This window comes from Gemmatimonadota bacterium, assembly GCA_009692115.1.
In the GTDB taxonomy this organism is placed as follows: domain Bacteria; phylum Gemmatimonadota; class Gemmatimonadetes; order Gemmatimonadales; family GWC2-71-9; genus SHZU01.
The window spans coordinates 248,513-265,320 of the sequence record SHZU01000002.1 but is presented as its reverse complement, the minus strand read 5'-3'; the positions used below and the strand labels follow the sequence as shown (position 1 = coordinate 265,320).

At 65.5% G+C, this 16,808-nt stretch carries 13 protein-coding genes; 9 read left to right on the top strand and 4 right to left on the bottom strand.

The window, feature by feature from the left end:
* Positions 1–11 precede the first annotated feature (11 nt).
* Positions 12–1,739 carry a thiamine pyrophosphate-binding protein gene (locus tag EXR94_03700; protein MSR01833.1) on the bottom strand — a complete coding sequence of 576 codons (1,728 nt, stop codon included), beginning with the start codon at positions 1,737–1,739 and terminating at the stop codon, positions 12–14.
* A 255-nt stretch (positions 1,740–1,994) separates the two neighbouring features.
* On the opposite strand from EXR94_03700, the gene EXR94_03695 reads away from it, so the two are divergent.
* Genes EXR94_03695 through EXR94_03660 form a run of 8 tightly spaced genes read left to right on the top strand, consistent with a single transcriptional unit; the run spans position 1,995 to position 10,541 of the window.
* On the top strand, positions 1,995–3,686 hold the full coding sequence (locus tag EXR94_03695; GenBank protein ID MSR01832.1) for a methylmalonyl-CoA mutase: 1,692 nt from the start codon (positions 1,995–1,997) through the stop codon (positions 3,684–3,686).
* Positions 3,687–3,710: 24 nt separating this feature from the next.
* Positions 3,711–4,112, top strand: a complete 402-nt coding sequence (locus EXR94_03690) for a cobalamin B12-binding domain-containing protein (GenBank protein ID MSR01831.1) — start codon at positions 3,711–3,713, stop codon at positions 4,110–4,112.
* Between the two features lie 2 nt (positions 4,113–4,114).
* Entirely contained in the window at positions 4,115–5,638 is a 1,524-nt protein-coding gene (locus EXR94_03685; protein MSR01830.1) for a long-chain fatty acid--CoA ligase, read from the top strand.
* A gap of 13 nt (positions 5,639–5,651) precedes the next feature.
* Positions 5,652–6,035, top strand: a complete 384-nt coding sequence (locus EXR94_03680; protein MSR01829.1) for a 3-aminobutyryl-CoA ammonia lyase — start codon at positions 5,652–5,654, stop codon at positions 6,033–6,035.
* Positions 6,032–6,973 carry a methylmalonyl Co-A mutase-associated GTPase MeaB gene (meaB, locus tag EXR94_03675; GenBank protein MSR01828.1) on the top strand — a complete coding sequence of 314 codons (942 nt, stop codon included), beginning with the start codon at positions 6,032–6,034 and terminating at the stop codon, positions 6,971–6,973. The genes EXR94_03680 and meaB overlap by 4 nt, the downstream gene beginning before the upstream one ends.
* A gap of 16 nt (positions 6,974–6,989) precedes the next feature.
* Positions 6,990–8,900, top strand: coding sequence for a CocE/NonD family hydrolase (locus EXR94_03670; protein MSR01827.1), 1,911 nt, complete (start codon positions 6,990–6,992; stop codon positions 8,898–8,900).
* A 10-nt stretch (positions 8,901–8,910) separates the two neighbouring features.
* Complete coding sequence (locus EXR94_03665) at positions 8,911–9,687, top strand: enoyl-CoA hydratase/isomerase family protein (protein MSR01826.1); 777 nt, start codon at positions 8,911–8,913, stop codon at positions 9,685–9,687.
* Positions 9,684–10,541, top strand: a complete 858-nt coding sequence (locus tag EXR94_03660; GenBank protein MSR01825.1) for a LysR family transcriptional regulator — start codon at positions 9,684–9,686, stop codon at positions 10,539–10,541. Before EXR94_03665 ends, EXR94_03660 begins: the two co-directional genes overlap by 4 nt.
* Positions 10,542–10,544: 3 nt before the next feature.
* Here the strand turns inward: EXR94_03660 and EXR94_03655 are convergent, their stop codons facing one another.
* Positions 10,545–11,786, bottom strand: a complete 1,242-nt coding sequence (locus tag EXR94_03655) for an FAD-dependent oxidoreductase (protein ID MSR01824.1) — start codon at positions 11,784–11,786, stop codon at positions 10,545–10,547.
* A complete protein-coding gene (locus tag EXR94_03650) occupies positions 11,783–13,852 on the bottom strand; it encodes a S9 family peptidase (GenBank protein MSR01823.1) in 2,070 nt (689 codons plus the stop codon). Before EXR94_03650 ends, EXR94_03655 begins: the two co-directional genes overlap by 4 nt.
* A 69-nt stretch (positions 13,853–13,921) precedes the next feature.
* On the opposite strand from EXR94_03650, the gene EXR94_03645 reads away from it, so the two are divergent.
* Positions 13,922–15,154, top strand: a complete 1,233-nt coding sequence (locus EXR94_03645) for an MFS transporter (GenBank protein MSR01822.1) — start codon at positions 13,922–13,924, stop codon at positions 15,152–15,154.
* Here the strand turns inward: EXR94_03645 and EXR94_03640 are convergent.
* A complete protein-coding gene (locus EXR94_03640; protein ID MSR01821.1) occupies positions 15,144–16,799 on the bottom strand; it encodes a class A beta-lactamase-related serine hydrolase in 1,656 nt (551 codons plus the stop codon). The two genes, EXR94_03645 and EXR94_03640, sit on opposite strands and share 11 nt — an antisense overlap.
* Positions 16,800–16,808 lie beyond the last annotated feature (9 nt).

Below are 16,808 nucleotides of genomic sequence, written 5' to 3'. Positions count from 1 at the left end.
GACCGGGCTTTTCATCCGAGCGGAGGCCGCTCCAACATCCGTCGCTCCGCGTCGTCCCAGGACTGGGTTGCGTGAAGCGGCGGGACGTTTGCCAGTCCACTCCTCGTATCGGGTGACACGGCATCGCGGGTCACCGCGACATCGATGACCGCCGGCAGGTTGGCAAGGCCTCGCTCGAGCGCGTCCGCCAGGTCCACGGCCCGCTCCACGCGCTCCCCGTGGGCCCCCAGCGACCTGGCGAGCAGATCGTAGCGGCACGGCGATAGCTCAGTCCCGAGATCCTGGTCCGGATACTTCATCAGTTGATCTTGGCGTTCGATGTTCCAGGCGTCGTTGTTCGCGACCACGAAGAGCGCCCGAGCGCTCGTGCGTACTGCGGTTTCGACTTCCATCGCGCCAAACCCGAATGCCCCGTCGCCGATCAGGGCAATGGTCCTCCGAGAAGGGAACGCCAGAGCGGAAGCCACGGCGTACGGTACCCCTGACCCCAGACATCCAAACGGCCCCAGGTCAAGATAGGTCCACGTCCGAAGCCCAATCCGAGCGAACGACAGGATGTCTCCGCCGTCCACGATGCAGATCGTGTCGCTGTCAATGATTCGGTTGATCGCCTCGATGAGCGTCAGCGGATGCATCCGCCCGTCGGCGCCCGGCGGCCGCGTGGTCAGGCTCGGCGTCTTGATGCGCGTCTTCTCGACGTTCGCAGCGATAAGCTCATCCTTCCAGGCCGTATCGGCCTCCGCCGGTCTAGCGCCGGAATTCGCGAGAGCCTCCAGGGCTCGGTCCACGTCGGCGCAGACGGCGACGTCGCCACATCGGTTCTCAGACAGCTCCTCCGCACTGCGACCGATTCGAATGAAGCGCGCGGATTCGGAGAAGACAGCACCCGAGCCGTAGGCGAGCTCGAAATCCAGGCGTCTGCCAAGGGTAATCACCAAGTCCGCTTCGGCCATCGCGCGGGCCCGCAGCGCGGGTACGGCGTGAGGGTTGTCCGGAGGGACCACACCGCGGCTCTCTCTGGTGTCCAAATACAGGCACCCGGAGGCCTGCAGGAACCTCTCTAACACCGCTCCAGCTCCCAGCGCTCCCCGGCCGCCGATTGCGAGCGGCCGCCGACTACTGCGAAGAAGTTGCGCGGCAAGCGCGATGCTATCATGGTGAGGCAAGCGGGCAGGGCGGACCACCGGCATGAACCAATGCCGGTCGAGATACCAGTCCGGCATCTCCTGCGCGAGGAGGTTCGGGGCGAAGTCGACGTACCCGGGTCCCGGTGGTCCGTCGCTGCCCAACGCGATCGTCGCGGCCATGTGCAGGCCGGGCAGTACGTGACGCGCCTCGGAGATTTCCCGAACGTAACGGCACACCGGACGTACGAGGTCAGCCTGCGGAACCTCCTCGAGGGCTCCCATGCCCGCCTGCGGATCGGGTACCCGCGCCGACATGACCAGGAGCGGCGTCCGCGACAGATAGGCGCTCGCGATTCCCGTGACGGCATTGGTAAGGCCCGGTCCGGCCGTCACCAAAGCGATCCCGATTCGTCCGGTGAGGTCTGCTTCAGCGTGCGCCATGTGGACCGCGGCGCATTCGTGTCGCGCCGAGACGATGCGAATTCCAAGCCGGGCCAACTCACTGCAGATCGGCTTCACATGCGAGCCGGGCAACGTGTAGACCCGGCCGACGCCTTGTCCTGCGATGAAGCGGGCTATCGTCGCAGCGACCGTCGCAGGTCGAGCAGACATGAGAACCTCCGACAGCGGTGGGTCTGAGCGGCACCGCGGACAAGCTAGCGAAACCAGGCGGTAGGATCAAATGCTACTAATAGCTCTTATGTGAAGCATTAGACGCGCTGACATCCGCTCACCCTGAGAACCGACGTACAACACTTTCTAATGCCTCTCATAAGAGGTATTAGTAGCATTTGATCCTGTCGACCCCTTTCGCTACCTTACCCGAGTTGCCGTCCGACCCCCGTTTTGGGAGAAGAGGAGCGTGACATGAGCCAACCGCCCGAGCCGAAGTCGCACGGTGAGGCATCGACCGATGCCGCGACCTGGAAGCGCACCACCCTCGCCGCGAGTCTCGACCGGCTGCCGAAGCGGAAGGAAGCGTTCACGACGCTTTCGGGCCTTCCGATTGACGATGTCTACACGGCCGCCGATGTCCCGAGCGGCGATGCCGCCAAGGTGATCGGTCTTCCCGGTGAGTACCCGTTTACCCGCGGCGTGCACGCCACGATGCACCGCGCCCGCCCGTGGACGCTCCGCCAAGTGGCGGGGTTCGGGACCGCGGAAGACACCAACGGGCGATACAAGTACCTGCTCGCCCACGGCGAGACGGGATTGTCGACCGACTTCGATCTGCCGACGCTACTGGGCTACGACTCCGATCATCCGATTGCGGTGCCTGAAATCGGCAAGATCGGCGTGGCCGTGGACACGATCGACGATGTTCGGTTGCTGATGGCGGACATTCCGCTGGACGAGGTGTCGACCTCGTACACAGTCAATGCCTCGGCGTTCGTCCTGATCGGCATGTATCAGCAGGTCTGCCAAGAGCAAGGCGTGGCGAAGGAGAAGATCACCGGCACCTGTCAGAACGATATTCTGAAGGAGTACACCGCCCAAAACGAGTACATCTACCCGCCGGCCCAGGCGGTGCGCCTGGTCGTCGACACGATGGAGTATGCGGCCAAGACGATGCCGCGCTACAACCCGGTGAGCGTCTCGGGCTATCACATCCGCGATGCGGGCGCCAACGCGGTACAGGAGCTCGCCTTCACGCTCGCCGCGGGGCATTGCTACGTGACCGAGGCCGTGACACGCGGCCTATCGGCGGATGCGGTGGCGCCGCGGATTTCGTTTTTCTGGAACATCCAGAACGATTTCTTCGAGGAGATCTGCAAGCTCCGGGCATCGCGCCGGCTGTGGGCGCGGATCATGCGGGACTGGGTCGGCACCAAGGATCCGAGATCCTGGATGATGCGGGCCCATTGTCAGACCTCTGGGGTCAGCCTGACCGCGCAGCAGCCGGACAACAACATCGCGCGGACCGCGATCCAAGCGCTCGCGGCGATCCTCGGCGGGACGCAGTCGCTCCACACCAACTCGAAGGACGAGGCGTTTCAGATTCCCTCCGAGGGCGCGATCAAGATCGCGGTGCGCACCCAACAGATCCTGGCGCTCGAGACCCGGGTGGCCGACGTCGTCGATCCGCTGGGTGGCTCCTACTACGTCGAGAACCTGACGAACCGCCTCGAGGAAGAGGCCGAGGCGTTGATTCGGCAGGTCCTGGATCGCGGCGGCATGGTCCAGTCGATCGAGGACGGCTTCATCCAACGGCACATTGCCGACTCCGCGGCGGCTTTCCAGCACGATTTGGAGACCCAGAAGGAGTTCATGGTCGGGATGAACGTCCATATTGACCCCGAGGAGGCGCTGCCGTTCGACCCGTTCGAACTCGACCCGGGGCTCGGCGAACGGCAGATCAAGCGGACCCAGGGCATCCGGCGCTCGCGCGGCCAAGCCGAAACGACGAGCGCGCTTAAGGACATCAAGCAGGCCGCCACGTCCGGCGACAACGTGATGCCGGCCGTGGCGCGGGCCGTGAAAGCGCAAGCCACCGTGGGAGAGATGTGCGATGTACTCCGCGAGGTGTTCGGTACCTATCGCGGGCCCATCGTCTACTAATCGCGCTGAGAGGGGCAAGGACCCATGAAGCAACAGCCGTTACGTGTCGTGGTGGCAAAGCCGGGACTCGATGGGCATGACCGGGGCGCGAAGATCATTGCCCGAGCCTTCCGTGACGCCGGCATGGAAGTGATCTATACCGGAATCTTCCAGACCGCCGAGATGATCACCCGCACGGTGGTGGAAGAGGACGCTGACGTGCTGGGCTTAAGCATCCTGTCGGGAGCCCACTTGCACTTCGCCGACGAGATCTGTCGCGCCATTCGCGCCCAGGCGGTCAAGGACGTGCTGGTCGTGATGGGCGGGATCCTTCCGCCACCCGACATTCCGAAGGTCAAGGCGTTTGGCGTGGCCGAGGTGTTCGGCCCGGGCACCCCGACGGCCAAGATCGTCGAATACGTTCGGCAGTGGCAGGCCAGCCGGTGAGGATGGCGGAACGCGGTAGCGCGCCGCGGCTGGATGCCCTGCTGGCGCGCGCGGCGCTGTCCGAACCGAGCCGCGACGCGGTAATCTACGGCGGTACCGCGTGGAGCTACGCCGAGGTCTACGATCGGGCCCGCCGCCTGGCGGGGGCGCTGACGACGCTCGGCGTCGAGAAGGGCGACCGGGTCGCCTATTGGGCCCCGAACCGGCCGGAGTTCGTGGAGGTGCTATTCGGGGTTCCGATGTTAGGCGCGATCACCTCGCCGCTGGATCACTGGTGGACCTGGAATGACGCGTTGGTCGCGCTCGAGCAGATTCGTCCGAAGGTCCTGATCGTCGGGCCATCCCAGGCCGCCGCGATCAAGGGGTGCGGGACCGCACTCGAGGCCGCCGGCGTTAACTGCGTGCTTTCTCTCGAAGATACCTACCCGACCCACTTGGCCCGGGCGACGCCGCTCGATTCGCTGACGCCGGTCGTTCCAGCTGATCCCGCCGTCGTTTTCTTTACCTCGGGCTCGACCGGACGCTCCAAAGGGGCGGTGCATACGCACGGGAGCCTGCTGGCGGCGGCCCTGACCATGGGCCTCGAGCTCAGCCTCCGGGACGGCGAACGCACGCTCCATTTCCTCCCGCTGTTCTCGTCGTGCATGGAGCACCTGATTCCGCTGACGCTGGTGCGCGCGACCCATATCATCCTACCGGAGTTCAACGCACCCGCCGTATGGGAGGCCACCCGGATCTGGGAGGTCACTCACTTCGACGCGGTGCCGACGACCCTTCGCCGCCTCCTGGAGGTCGCTCCAACCGCCATCCCGCCATCGCTGCGGACGATTTCTTATGCGTCGGAAACGATGCCGGCACCGCTGATTGCCGCCTTGATCGAGCGGATGCCCGGCGTCGCATTCGTTCAGTTCTACGGCATGATGGAACACCTCTGCCTCACGGTCATGAGCCCGTCCGATCAGATCCGAAAGATCGGCACCGTGGGCCGCCCCATGACCGGTGCTCGACTCTATCTGCTCACCCCGGATGGCGGCGTGCCGGGGCCGCAGGAATCCGGCGAGATCGTCGCCGAGAGCCCGACCTTGTTTGCCGGCTATTGGCAGGACAAGTCGGCCACGGCGCAGGTCATGCGAGGGGGCGGGATGCGAACCGGTGATATCGGTCGGTTTGACGAGGAGGGGTTCCTGATCCTCGAGGGCCGGATCAAAGAGATGATCAAGACTGGCGGCATCACGGTCATTCCGACCGAGATCGAGAACGTGCTGTTGACCCATCCGCACGTGAGCGAGGCGGCCGTGGTCGGGGTTCCCGACGACCGGTGGGGCGAGGCGGTTCACGCGTTCGTGACGCTGTCGCCAGGCGCCACCACGCTCGCGGTCGAGTTGATGTCGTTTTGCCACGAGCGACTCGCCGGCTACAAGCGCCCCAAAGTGATTCATATCATGCCGGACCTACCGAGGACGGGGATCGGCAAGATTGCCCGGCGCCAGCTCCGGGATCAGGTCTTCGCTTCGAGGTCGGCCTAACATGAGTGCTCCAATGGAGAGTCTGATTCGGCTCCGGATGTCCACGGCCGACGGTCACTATGCCGGTGGCTTGGTGGATGGCGCGCGCATTCTTCAGCTGTTCGGAGACGCAGTGACGGAGGTGCTCATTCGGCACGATGGCGACGAAGGGCTGATGCGCGCGATGCAGAGCGAGTTTCTCGTCCCCGTGCGGAGCGGGGACTACCTCGAAGTCCGGGCCACGCTTCGGGCGGTCGGCACCACCTCGCGGACCTTTGAGTGCACCGCCTACAAGATCATCGAATTGGCCGACCCGTCCGATTCAGCCGCCAACGTGCTGGCAGAGCCGGCGCTGGTGGTCAAGGCCACCGCCATCGCCGTGGTGCCCGCTGGCAGGCAGCGCGTGGTTAGGCGATGAACGACGTCGGGCAGCTGCTCGAGGGCGCCCGGCAGGGCCGGATCGCGTATATCGCGAGGCTCCTGTCCATCGTCGAGAACGAGGAGCCCGAAGCGGCCGACATCATCCGGGCGACCTACGCGCAAACGGGCCGCGCCATCGTGGTCGGGTTCACCGGGCCTCCTGGGACCGGAAAGAGTACCCTCGTCTCGGCGATGACGGCGGGGTACCGACAAACGGCTGAGCGCGTCGCGGTCGTGGCCGTGGATCCGTCGAGCCCGTACACCGGCGGCGCCATTCTCGGCGATCGGATCCGGATGCGGGATCGCTACCTGGATGCGGGTGTGTTCATTCGGAGCATGGCGAACCGGGGCACATCCGGAGGCCTGGCGCGGGCAACGAAGCGAGTCGTCGGCCTGCTCGATGCGCTGGGTTTCGATGTCGTCTTGGTCGAGACCGTCGGGGTTGGACAGCAGGAGATCGAGGTGTCACGGGTCGTTGATACCGTCTGCCTGCTGACGATTCCAGGCGCGGGCGACGACATCCAGGCGATCAAAGCCGGCATCATGGAAATTGCCGATGTCTTGGTGGTCAACAAAGCCGATCGGCCCGGCGCGGACGAGACCGTCAGGGACCTGACGCAGATGCTGACCCTCGGTGCCTCACGGCTCGCGTGGAAGCCACCCGTGGTCAAGACCTCGGCGAAGGACGGAACCGGCATCGAGGACCTGATGGCCGCGATCGACAAGCATCGGGCCTGGGCCGCGGAGAGTGGCGAGGCGCGCCGGCGCCATGCGGACGCGATGCGGAATGAAATCCAGATCCTCCTCCAGGAGCGGGTCCTCCGGGATTTGGCGCTTCGGTTGGGCACGCAGCAGCTGGACGACGCGGTGCTGCAAGTCGTGGACAAGACCTGTGATCCATACGAAGCGGTCGAGGCACTACTGAAGGTCACCTGACCAAAAGGACCACCCCATGAGCCCGCAGCACATCCGATCCTTCGCCCTGGGCCTCGTCGCGGCCGCCGGCCTCAGCGCGGTGGCGACACCGGCGCGCGCGGCAGTGAGCCAGACCTTCAACGATGTCCCCAAGGCCTTCAAGAACAAGGTTCCCGATCTGGCCTACGCCAAGCGGATCGTCTTGATTCCGATGCGCGACGGGGTGAAGCTCCACACGATCATCATGATCCCCAAGGGCGCCAAGAATGCCGCCATCGTATTGGAGCGGACGCCCTACGAGGCCTCGGCCACCCCTGACTACCTCGTGCAGGCGGGCTACATCCGGGTCCACCAAGATGTCCGCGGCAAATACGGATCCGAAGGCGACTACGTGATGACCCGTCCCCCGCGCGGGCCGTCGAATCCCACGTCCGTGGACCACGCGACCGACGCTTGGGACACCATTGACTGGTTGGTGAAGAACACCCCGGAAACGAATGGCCACGTGGGTATGATCGGCGGGTCCTACGACGGGTTTACGGCCGTTATGGCCCTTCTCGAGCCGCATCCGGCGCTCAAGGCCGTGGTACCGCAGGGTCCGGTGGTCGATGCGTGGATGGGGGATGATTGGTTTCACTACGGGGCCTTTCGTAACCTCATGCTCGGCTATATCCAGATGCAGACCGGGCAGCGCGGCGCGGGCGCGGTGACGCTGAGCGACAGTTACGACAAGTATGATGAACTGTTGCGGGTGGGCTCGACCGGTGACTATGCGCGGGTCCACGGCCTCGAGCAGCTACCCTGGGTGGTCCGCACCATGGCCCATCCGGCCTACGACGAGTACTGGGAGAGTCAGGCGCTCGACAAGCTGCTCGTTGCCCGAGCGCCGAGAGCAGTCGCCACGCTCTGGACGCAGGGTCTCTGGGATCAAGAAGACATGTGGGGCGCCAATCACGCATGGCTGGCCCTGAAGGCGGCCGGTCGCCAGGCCAACAATTGGCTGGTGCTGGGCCCGTGGAATCACATCCAGGTCCACGGCGACGGTTGGGCCCTCGGCCCGTTCCGCTGGAACGGCAACACCGCAATCCAATATCGCCGCGACATCCTGATGCCCTTCTTCGACGAGCACCTCCGCGGCGGGCCTCCGGCCAAGCTGGCGCCGGTGACGGTGTTCAACACGGGGGAGGACCGGTGGGAACGGTTTGAGAGTTGGCCCACCGTGTGTGAGCGCGGCTGCGCCGGCGGGATGACGCCGTTATACACCACTACCGGCTTCAGTTTGTCCTTCGAGCAGCCCACCGTCTCGGACGGCGGCGATCCGTACATCAGCGATCCCGCGAAACCCGTCCCCTTCATGCCCCGGCCGGTGCGCGATCCCTTTGGCAGCATGACATCGGAAACGCTGGGCTCCTCCTATGACCCCTGGAGCAAATGGCTGGTGCAAGACCAGCGCTTCGTGGACGGCCGTCCCGATGTGCTGGCGTATGAGACGGCGGTGCTGACCGAGCCGGTCCGGGTCCAAGGCATTCCGGTGGCCGATATCCGCGCGATGACCACGGGCAGCGACGGCGACTTCGTCGTCAAGCTGATCGATGTCTACCCGGCCCAAATGCCCGCCCAACCTCAGCTGGGCGGATATCAGCTGCCAATTTCCATGGACATTTTCCGGGGCCGGTACCGGGAAAGCTTTTCGAATCCGACCGCCATCCCGGCCAATACGGCGCAGCGCTATCGATTCGACTTGCCCAACGTGAACCACGTCTTCAAGCCCGGGCATCGGATCATGGTGCAGATCCAGTCGACCCTGTTCCCGTTGTATGACCGCAATCCGCAGACTTTCGTGCCGAACATCTTCTTTGCCAAGCCGGCGGACTACCGGAAGGCGGAAATCACGATTCTCCGCTCCAAGGCCCAGCCGACCGCCGTGTGGTTACCCGTCGTGCACTAGAGGAGGTCGGATGGTGGTTCACCGCACTGGCAGTACCGTACTCACCGACGACCCGTTCGACGGCGTTCGCGTCGTCACCCTGAATCGCCCCGCTCGGCTCAACGCCGTCACGCCGGAGTTGGTCCTAGACCTCACCCGGGAGCTCAATCGGGCCAACCAGGATGACCAGATCCGTGCCATCGTCCTGACTGGGGCTGGCCGGGCGTTCTGCTCCGGTGACGACCTGAAGGAGTTCGAGTCGCAGTTGGCCGGCGATACGGCGCTCCCCGGCTTCGTCGACCGGATTCAGGACGTCACCCGCGCCATCGTCCTTGGCCAGAAGCCGGTCATCGGTGCGATTCACGGCTGGGCGGTCGGGGCCGGATTGGAGTGGGTCATCAACTGCGACTTTGCGATCGCGGCCGAAGGCACTCGCTTTTTCTTCCCGGAAGTGAAGCTGGGCCTGTTCGTCACCGGCGCCGTTACCGCGTTGCTTCCACGGTTGATCGGCCCCCAGAAGACCCGTGAACTGATCTACTTTGGCGAACGATTCGACGCCGCCCAAGCGCTGGAATGGGGACTGCTCTGGAAGGTCGTCCCGGAAGCCCAGTTGCGATCTGAGGCGATCACCTTGGCCCGGCGCCTTGCAGAGTTACCCGCGCAGCGCGTCGCGGACCTGAAGCGGATCCTGGCGCTGGCGCCGTCGTCCAGCCTGGAAGAGGTCATGGCTGCCGAGGCATCCGCAACGGTTCAGGGTTTCCTGGATCCGGAGAGCGCTCGGCGGGTGGCGGAAAGACTGGCACCGTGACGGCTCATCTGGAAATTGAGCTGCTCAGGACCTTCACCGTGATCGCGGAGACCCGGGCACTCAGCCGGGCCGCTCCCCGGGTGGGACGGACCCAAGCCGCCATCAGCATGCAGGTGAAACGGTTGGAACAGATCGTCGGTCAGTCCTTACTGAACCGAACCGGACGCGGCGTCATCCTGACCACCCAGGGCGAGCGACTCCTAGTTCACGCCCAGCGAATCCTGCGCTACCACGACGAAGCCATGGCAGAACTATCCGGCAAGGGTTTGTCCGGGACGATCCGTTTCGGGTGTCCGGACGACTATGCGGCGGTGTTCCTGCCCCACTTGCTCCGCGGTTTTGCGCGGCGGCACCCGCAGGTCATGGTGGAGGTGTTTTGCGCCTCCACGCCGCGGCTCCTCGAACGACTGAAGACCCATGCATTGGATCTGGCCCTGACGTCCTTTCCGGAAGACGAGAAAGGCGAAGCCATCATTCGCCGCGAACCGTTGGTGTGGGTGGGCTCCATCGGATCCAATGCCGTGAGCCAGAAGCCGCTGCAACTGGCCCTGGGAGACCGCGACGCGATCGACCATCAGGCCGCCCGGAAGTGCCTCGAGCGGGCGGGAATAGCCTACCGGGTCGCCTTCGCCAGCGGCAGTGTGGCCGGCCTGACGGCGGTGGTGAGATCCGGCCAAGCGATTGCGGTGCTGACCCAGACGGCGGTGCCAGCCGATCTGCACATTCTGCCCCTGGATAGCGGCCTACCCTCGTTGCCCAGTGTGAGCATTGCGTTGAAATTCGAGAGCGACCAGCCGGCGGCACTCGTCAGCGCGTTTGCCGACCATGTTCGAATGGTTTTGCCGACGATTTGACATCTACCACCGAAACCGGCCGGGGTCGAACGGCTTGGCGATCGGACTTCCTTCGCCGGTCATCAGATCGGCCATCACTTCCCCGGTGACCGGGGCCAGGGTGACGCCAAGCATCGCGTGCCCGGTGGCCAGGAACAGATTGTCGAATCCAGGTACCTTGCCTAACATCGGGAGGCCGTCCGGCGTCAACGGCCGCATCCCCACCCATTCGGTTCCCTCGGCTTCCCCAAGCGGCTCCGCCAGGTAGTCGCCGATGCCCTTCCGGATGCCGCGGACCCGGCGCCGGTCGAGCTCCGTGTTGATCCCGGACAACTCCATCGTCCCGGCAAACCGCACCGAGCCGTTGAACGGCGAACATCCAATCCGGGCCTCGCCCAGATAAACGGGCCGGGTCAACTTCGGGCCACCGCCGTTTACGGTGATGCTGTAGCCCTTGCCGGCTTGGACCGGGAGCGGCACCCCGAACAGTTCGGTGACTTGGCCGGACCAAGCCCCGGCGGCCACCAACACCTCATCGCCCGACAGCGACCCGCTGTCGGTCTCGATCCCCGTGACCCGCCCGCCGGTCCGCGCCGCCCGGACGACCCGCACCCCGCTCTTGACCTCGACGCCGAGCTCCCGGAGCTTCGCCAGGTATCCGGCGGCGAGGGTCTCCGGGCGGACGTGGGCCTCCTCCTTGACCAGGAATCCGGTCGTGACGGCCGCTGACACGCCCGGCTCGAGCCGGCGGATGTCGTCACCGGACATCCGGTCCGGCACCGAGTAGCCGTAGTTCTTGTAGTAGTCGAACTCCCGGCGGAGGTTCTCCATGTACCCCTCGTCCTTGAAGACGAAGAGCAATCCATCCCGATGGAGTTCGAAGGCCACCCCATCGCGTTCCAGCTGGGCAAAGGCCGCGTGGGTCGATTGATTCAGCGAGGCCACCGCATTGAGCCCGGCCACGAAATCGCGGGGATTGCAGTACCGCCAGAACCGCCAGAGCCACCGGGCCAGTCCCGGGGCAGCCACCGGAGAGATATAGAGCGGGCTATCGCTCTTGAGCATCCACTTGATCGACGTCAACGTCAGGCCCGGGGCCGGAATCGGCGCCGAGATGGAGGGCGTAATCCACCCGGCGTTGCCCTTGGTACAGGCTTCACCGGGGAGGCCCATATCGACGACCACCACCTCGCGCCCGCGACGCCGGAGCGAGTAGGCACAGGCCAACCCGATCACGCCGGCCCCAACGACAATGGTTCGACTCATCGATTGCCCATCAGTTTGCGGGCAAAGAACTCTGCCGTGGCATGGTAGACGCGGTTCCAATTGGCATACGTCAGAAAGTCATGAACGTCGTCCGGGAAGACGAGTTGCTCCGGTTCAACCCCCTGCTTCCGGAGCGCTTCGACCAGCCGGACCGTCTCGTTGAAGTTGACGTTACGGTCGTCGTCGCCATGAACCAGGAGCACCGGGGACTTCCAGGTATCGACCCATCGGAGCGGTGACGATTCGAATGCCAACCGGGCGGATTCGGGCCGCTCGAGCGGGTTGTAGCTCGGCACGAAATTCTGGGTCCCGGAATTCCAGTCGTGCACCCCGTGAATGTCGACACCGGCGGCGAACAGATCGGAAGACTTGGCCAGACCCATCGCGGTCAAGTAGCCCCCGTACGAACCGCCCCAGAGGCCGATCTTGGCCCCGTCAACGTCCGGACGACCGCGAAGATAGCCGCCCGCCCCCAGCACGTCATAGTACTCCGAGGCACCGGTCGCGCCGAAGTTCAAGGCCTCCCGAAACTCCATCCCGTACCCCACACCGCTCCGATAGTTCACCGACAACACTACGTAGCCCTGACTGGCCAACCACTGGTTCATGGCGTAGGTACCGTGATAGTAGAACATGTAGTGGAAGCCAAGCAGCATTTGGCGCCGGGACCCGCCGTGGAAGAACGCAATCGCCGGCCGGCGTTCCCCCGGTTTCAGGTCCGGCGGCAGAAACAACTGTCCGTGGATCAGCAGCCCGTCGGCCGAGGAGAACACCACCTGTTTTGGTTCAACCAAGCGCTGGACGGGAAAGTTAGCCGGCATCGCCTCCGGCGCCAACGCCCGAGCTTGGCCGCCAGCCAGAACAGCGACATGGGATGGGTGCTTGGCGTCCGAGCGAAGGAAGGCGATCCGCCCATCGCTCATCGGGCGGGGGGCCCATTCAATGCCGTCCGTCGGGAGCAGCGCCACCGGGGCGCCGCCGGCCACCGGCACCCGGAAGAGATCGCGCCGGTCGATGTCCCCGATGTTGCTGTTGTAGATGACCGACTGTCGGTCGGGCGTCATCGCGAGGTACTCCACTTCGCCGGCGCCGGGCGTCAAGAGCACCGCGTCACCACCCGAGGCGGCGACCGAATACAGATGGGCCCAGCCATCCCGCTCCCAGGGGAAGACGAGCCGGTCACCGGCGCCCCACAGCAGACTCGGCCCCTCGATCTGGTGCGGCGCGCTGCCGCGGCCCTCGGCTGCCCGCCACGCCTGGCTGGCCTGCCCGGAGGCCACGTCGCCGACCCAGATCGACCACGGCCGGTTGGTCCGCATCGGCCCGAAGAGCGGCGGATCGAATCCAGCCGGAATTCGAATGAACCCGATCTTGTTCCCGTCGGGCGACCATGCCGGGGCCCCGTCGCGATCGGCACTCGGGGCGATCCACCGGATGATCTTCCCCGGCAGGTCGAAGACCCCGATGAAGGCATGGTCGCCGCGATTGCTGGTAAACGCGAGCTTGCTCCCGTCCGGCGACCACGCCAACTCTCCGGCGGCCCCCCGGGCCTTGAAGAGTTGTTTGCCCTCGCCTGCCCCAGTCACCGGGGCAACCCAAACTTGGCCCGCCATGGTATACGCCACCCAATCGCCCTTCGGCGACACCACTGGGCCCGAGGCATTCCCGACCTTCACCGGCGGCCCGGCGGCCAGGGCTACTCGCCAGATCGCCTGCTCTTGGCCGCCTGGATCGCTGGTGGGGTTCGGAATCTCCCCCCGCCGGTTGGGATCGCCTCCCCGCACGTAGAAAATCGCCTTGCCATCCGGCGACACCACGACGTCATCGATTTCTTGCCCGTCGTCTTGGGAGTAGCTGGTCAGCTGCCGACCCTTGAGGTCAGCCCCGCTCGCAACCCAGACGTTCCGAACTCCGCGGGTGTTGTGAACCCAGGCGACGGTTCCGCCCCCCACCGCCAAGGCCTGCGCGAACGGCGCCCCGGTGATCTGTTCGATCGTGATGGACTGCGCGCTGGACGAGCCAGCCACGAGCACCACCCCCATGAGACCAATCGATCCATTCCTCATCGTCGCTCCCGGTTGCACTGCGGTCAAACCCGAACCACCTTTGCTGACCATTCCCTTCAACGAGCTCCCATGACCGATCCGAATCGGCAGCCAACCCGCTTGATCGTGTTGCTATCGCTCCTGAGTCTCGTCGGCTACGCCCTTCGCTCGAACATTGCGATTGCCCAAGAACTCATGGCGCCCGAACTCGGCCTCACCATGGCCGACATGGGCAGCATCAGCGCCTGGGGATTCCAACTGGCCTACGCCCTCTTCCAAGTCCCCGCCGGTTTCCTGGCCGACCGCCTCGGCGCCCGAGTAGTACTCGGGCTCGCGGTGGTGGGCTGGGCGGTCGCGTCGTTCGCCACTGGCCTGATCGGCGGCGGAGCCGGCGTGTTCCTGTCGCTCTTTGCCGCTCGGGTTCTGCTCGGCATCTCGCAGGCGGCCACCTATCCCGCCGGCTCGATGGCCATCAGCCAGGCCGTCCCGGTTGAACGACGATCCACCGCCAACGCCATCTTCATCTCCACCGCCCTGCTCGGCTCGGCCCTGGCGCCGCTCACCCTCGCGCCGCTGATGGTCCAAGCCGGCTGGCGGGCGGTCTTTATCGCGAGCGGCGTGGTTGGCCTCGTCGCGGCCGGACTCTGGTTTCTGTTTGCGCCCCTCCCCAAACGTGGCCTCGGGATTGCCCTCCCGCTCCGGGAGCAAGCCAAACAGGCCTTGTCACTGCTCAAGCATCGGGATTTGATGCTGCTCTCGACGGCCTATCTGCTTCACTCCGCCGTATTTTTCGTCTTCATCTTCTGGTTCTTCCGCTATCTGACCGACGGCCGAGGCATGAGCCTGCTGGCCAGCGGCGTCTGGGGAAGCATCCCCCCGTTTACCGCGTTTCTCCTCGGCCCGCTCGGCGGGTTGGCCGCCGACCGGCTCGGCCGGAAGTTTGGTCAGGGCCGGGGTGCCCGCCGCGTCGCGATGGGATGCCTGTTCGCGGCCGCGGCGTTCGTGGTGATCGGCGCCAACCTGTCGAGCCCGTTCCTGGCCATCGGGGCATTGTCCCTGTCGGTGGCCTGCATCAGTGCCGCCGAAGGCCCGTTCTGGACCACTGCCACCGCGCTGGGCCGCCACGCCCCCGGCGCCGCGGGCGGGGTCTTGAACCTGATGGGCAACCTAGGCGGCGTCATCTCGATCTGGGCCGTGCCCCGGATGCGCGACCCGCTGGGCTGGACCGGCCTCCTGGGTGTCTGGGCCGGAGTTGCCGTCGTCGCCGCATTGCTTTGGATGGCCGTTCGGGTCGAGCGAACCGCGCCGCCCGCTACCGCCTAACGAAGCCCACGTTCTGCATCCGGCCGGCGCTGACCCGATACCCGGTCACCTTGCCGGCCCGGTCGCGTTCAAACTGGACCCGGGCTCCCGCCACGCCGAAGCGGTCCTTGGCAATCGGCTGCAACGTTGCCCAGGCCGCCCACCGGGTCCGGGCCCGCAAGGTGTCCCCCTTAGCCTCGATGACCGACCAGGTATCGAGTTCATCGCTCGCGTAGCGCCCGACGAAAGCCTGGAGCTCCGCGGCCGTGTACGCCGGCGGCGGGCTGAGCCTGACGACCGGGTCCACGATCCCAATGGCCTTTACCGTCATGGCGGGTCCGGCGGCGGTCATCCGGAACGCGACCTGGTCGGCGATCGGTGAGGCGTCGAACGTCGAATCGTCGATCGCCGCGAGAGGAATCACCTGCCCGAAGACGCTCATCGTGAGCGCCGCGCCGTCCCTCGTCACCCGACTTACCGCCCCGGGCATCAGCTCGTAACTCCCCACCCACCGGTCCAGCCGGTCGGCTGCGAGGGTCGCGCCGGCGGCTTTGGTCTTCGGTCCGGCCACCGGGGCCAGTCGGTCGGCCAGATACAGGTCGGCCACCTGGTGGGCCATCCGCTCAGGCTGAGCGGTGTAGTCGTTGCAAAGTACGGCCACCGAGAAATGCTGGGCCGGGAACCGCAGCAACTGGGCCCGGTAGCCGATGAAGGAGCCGCCGTGCTCGATGACCGGCTGGCCGCGGTACTGCCCGGCCATCAGGCCGAACGCGTACGTCTGGGCCTCACCGGTGTTGAGCCGCCCGGGCGTGGTGACCTGGTCGACCAGCGCCGCGCCTCGGGTTCCGAGCCGGTTGGCGTAGAAGTTCTCGTCCCATCGAGCCAGATCCTGAATCGTCGTCAGCAATCCGCCGTCGCCGACCAGGGCAAAGCTGGTCCGGACGATCTCGAACCCGCCGCCCGGCAATGGCTGATACCCTTCGGCGCGCCGCCCGACGATTTCGGCATTGTTGTCGTGGAAATGGGTGGCCGTCATCCCGAGAGGACCAAAGATGTTGGCTTCGGCGAACTGACGGAGGGTCTTGCCACTGGCCCGGTGTACGATCACCGACAACAGGAAGTAGCCTGAATTCGAGTATGAGTAGCGGCTCCCCGGTTCGAAATCGAGCGCTTTCTGCCGGACGATCAAATCGAGTCCCACTTCCTCGGGGATCTCGTCGGCAAAGCCCCGCCCCGAGGTACCCCAAAGACCGAGGTAGTCCCGCAGGCCGCTGGTATGGTGCACCAGATGCCGAATCGTCACCCGGTCGGCCCCGGCCGGAAGCTCCGGCACCCATTTTCGGACCGGATCGTCGAGCGAAATCTTCCCTTGCTCGGCCAAGAGCGCCGTACTCATCGCGGTGAACTGTTTCGAGGTTGAGGCGATGTAGAAGACCGTGTTGGTCGTGATCGGGACGCCTTGGTTGAGGTCGGCCATCCCATAGCCCCGGCCGAAGATCGTCTGCCCGTTCCGAAAGACGCCCACCGCGCAACCCGGCGCCGTGGTGTGGTCGTACTTGGCGAAGATCGCGTCGATCGCCTTGGGGTCGGGATCAGCCGCGGAGCGCCCCGGTGCCCCGCCGATGAGAACGAGACCGAGGGAACTGAGCCAAGTGGAACGGGTCATGGCGATCCG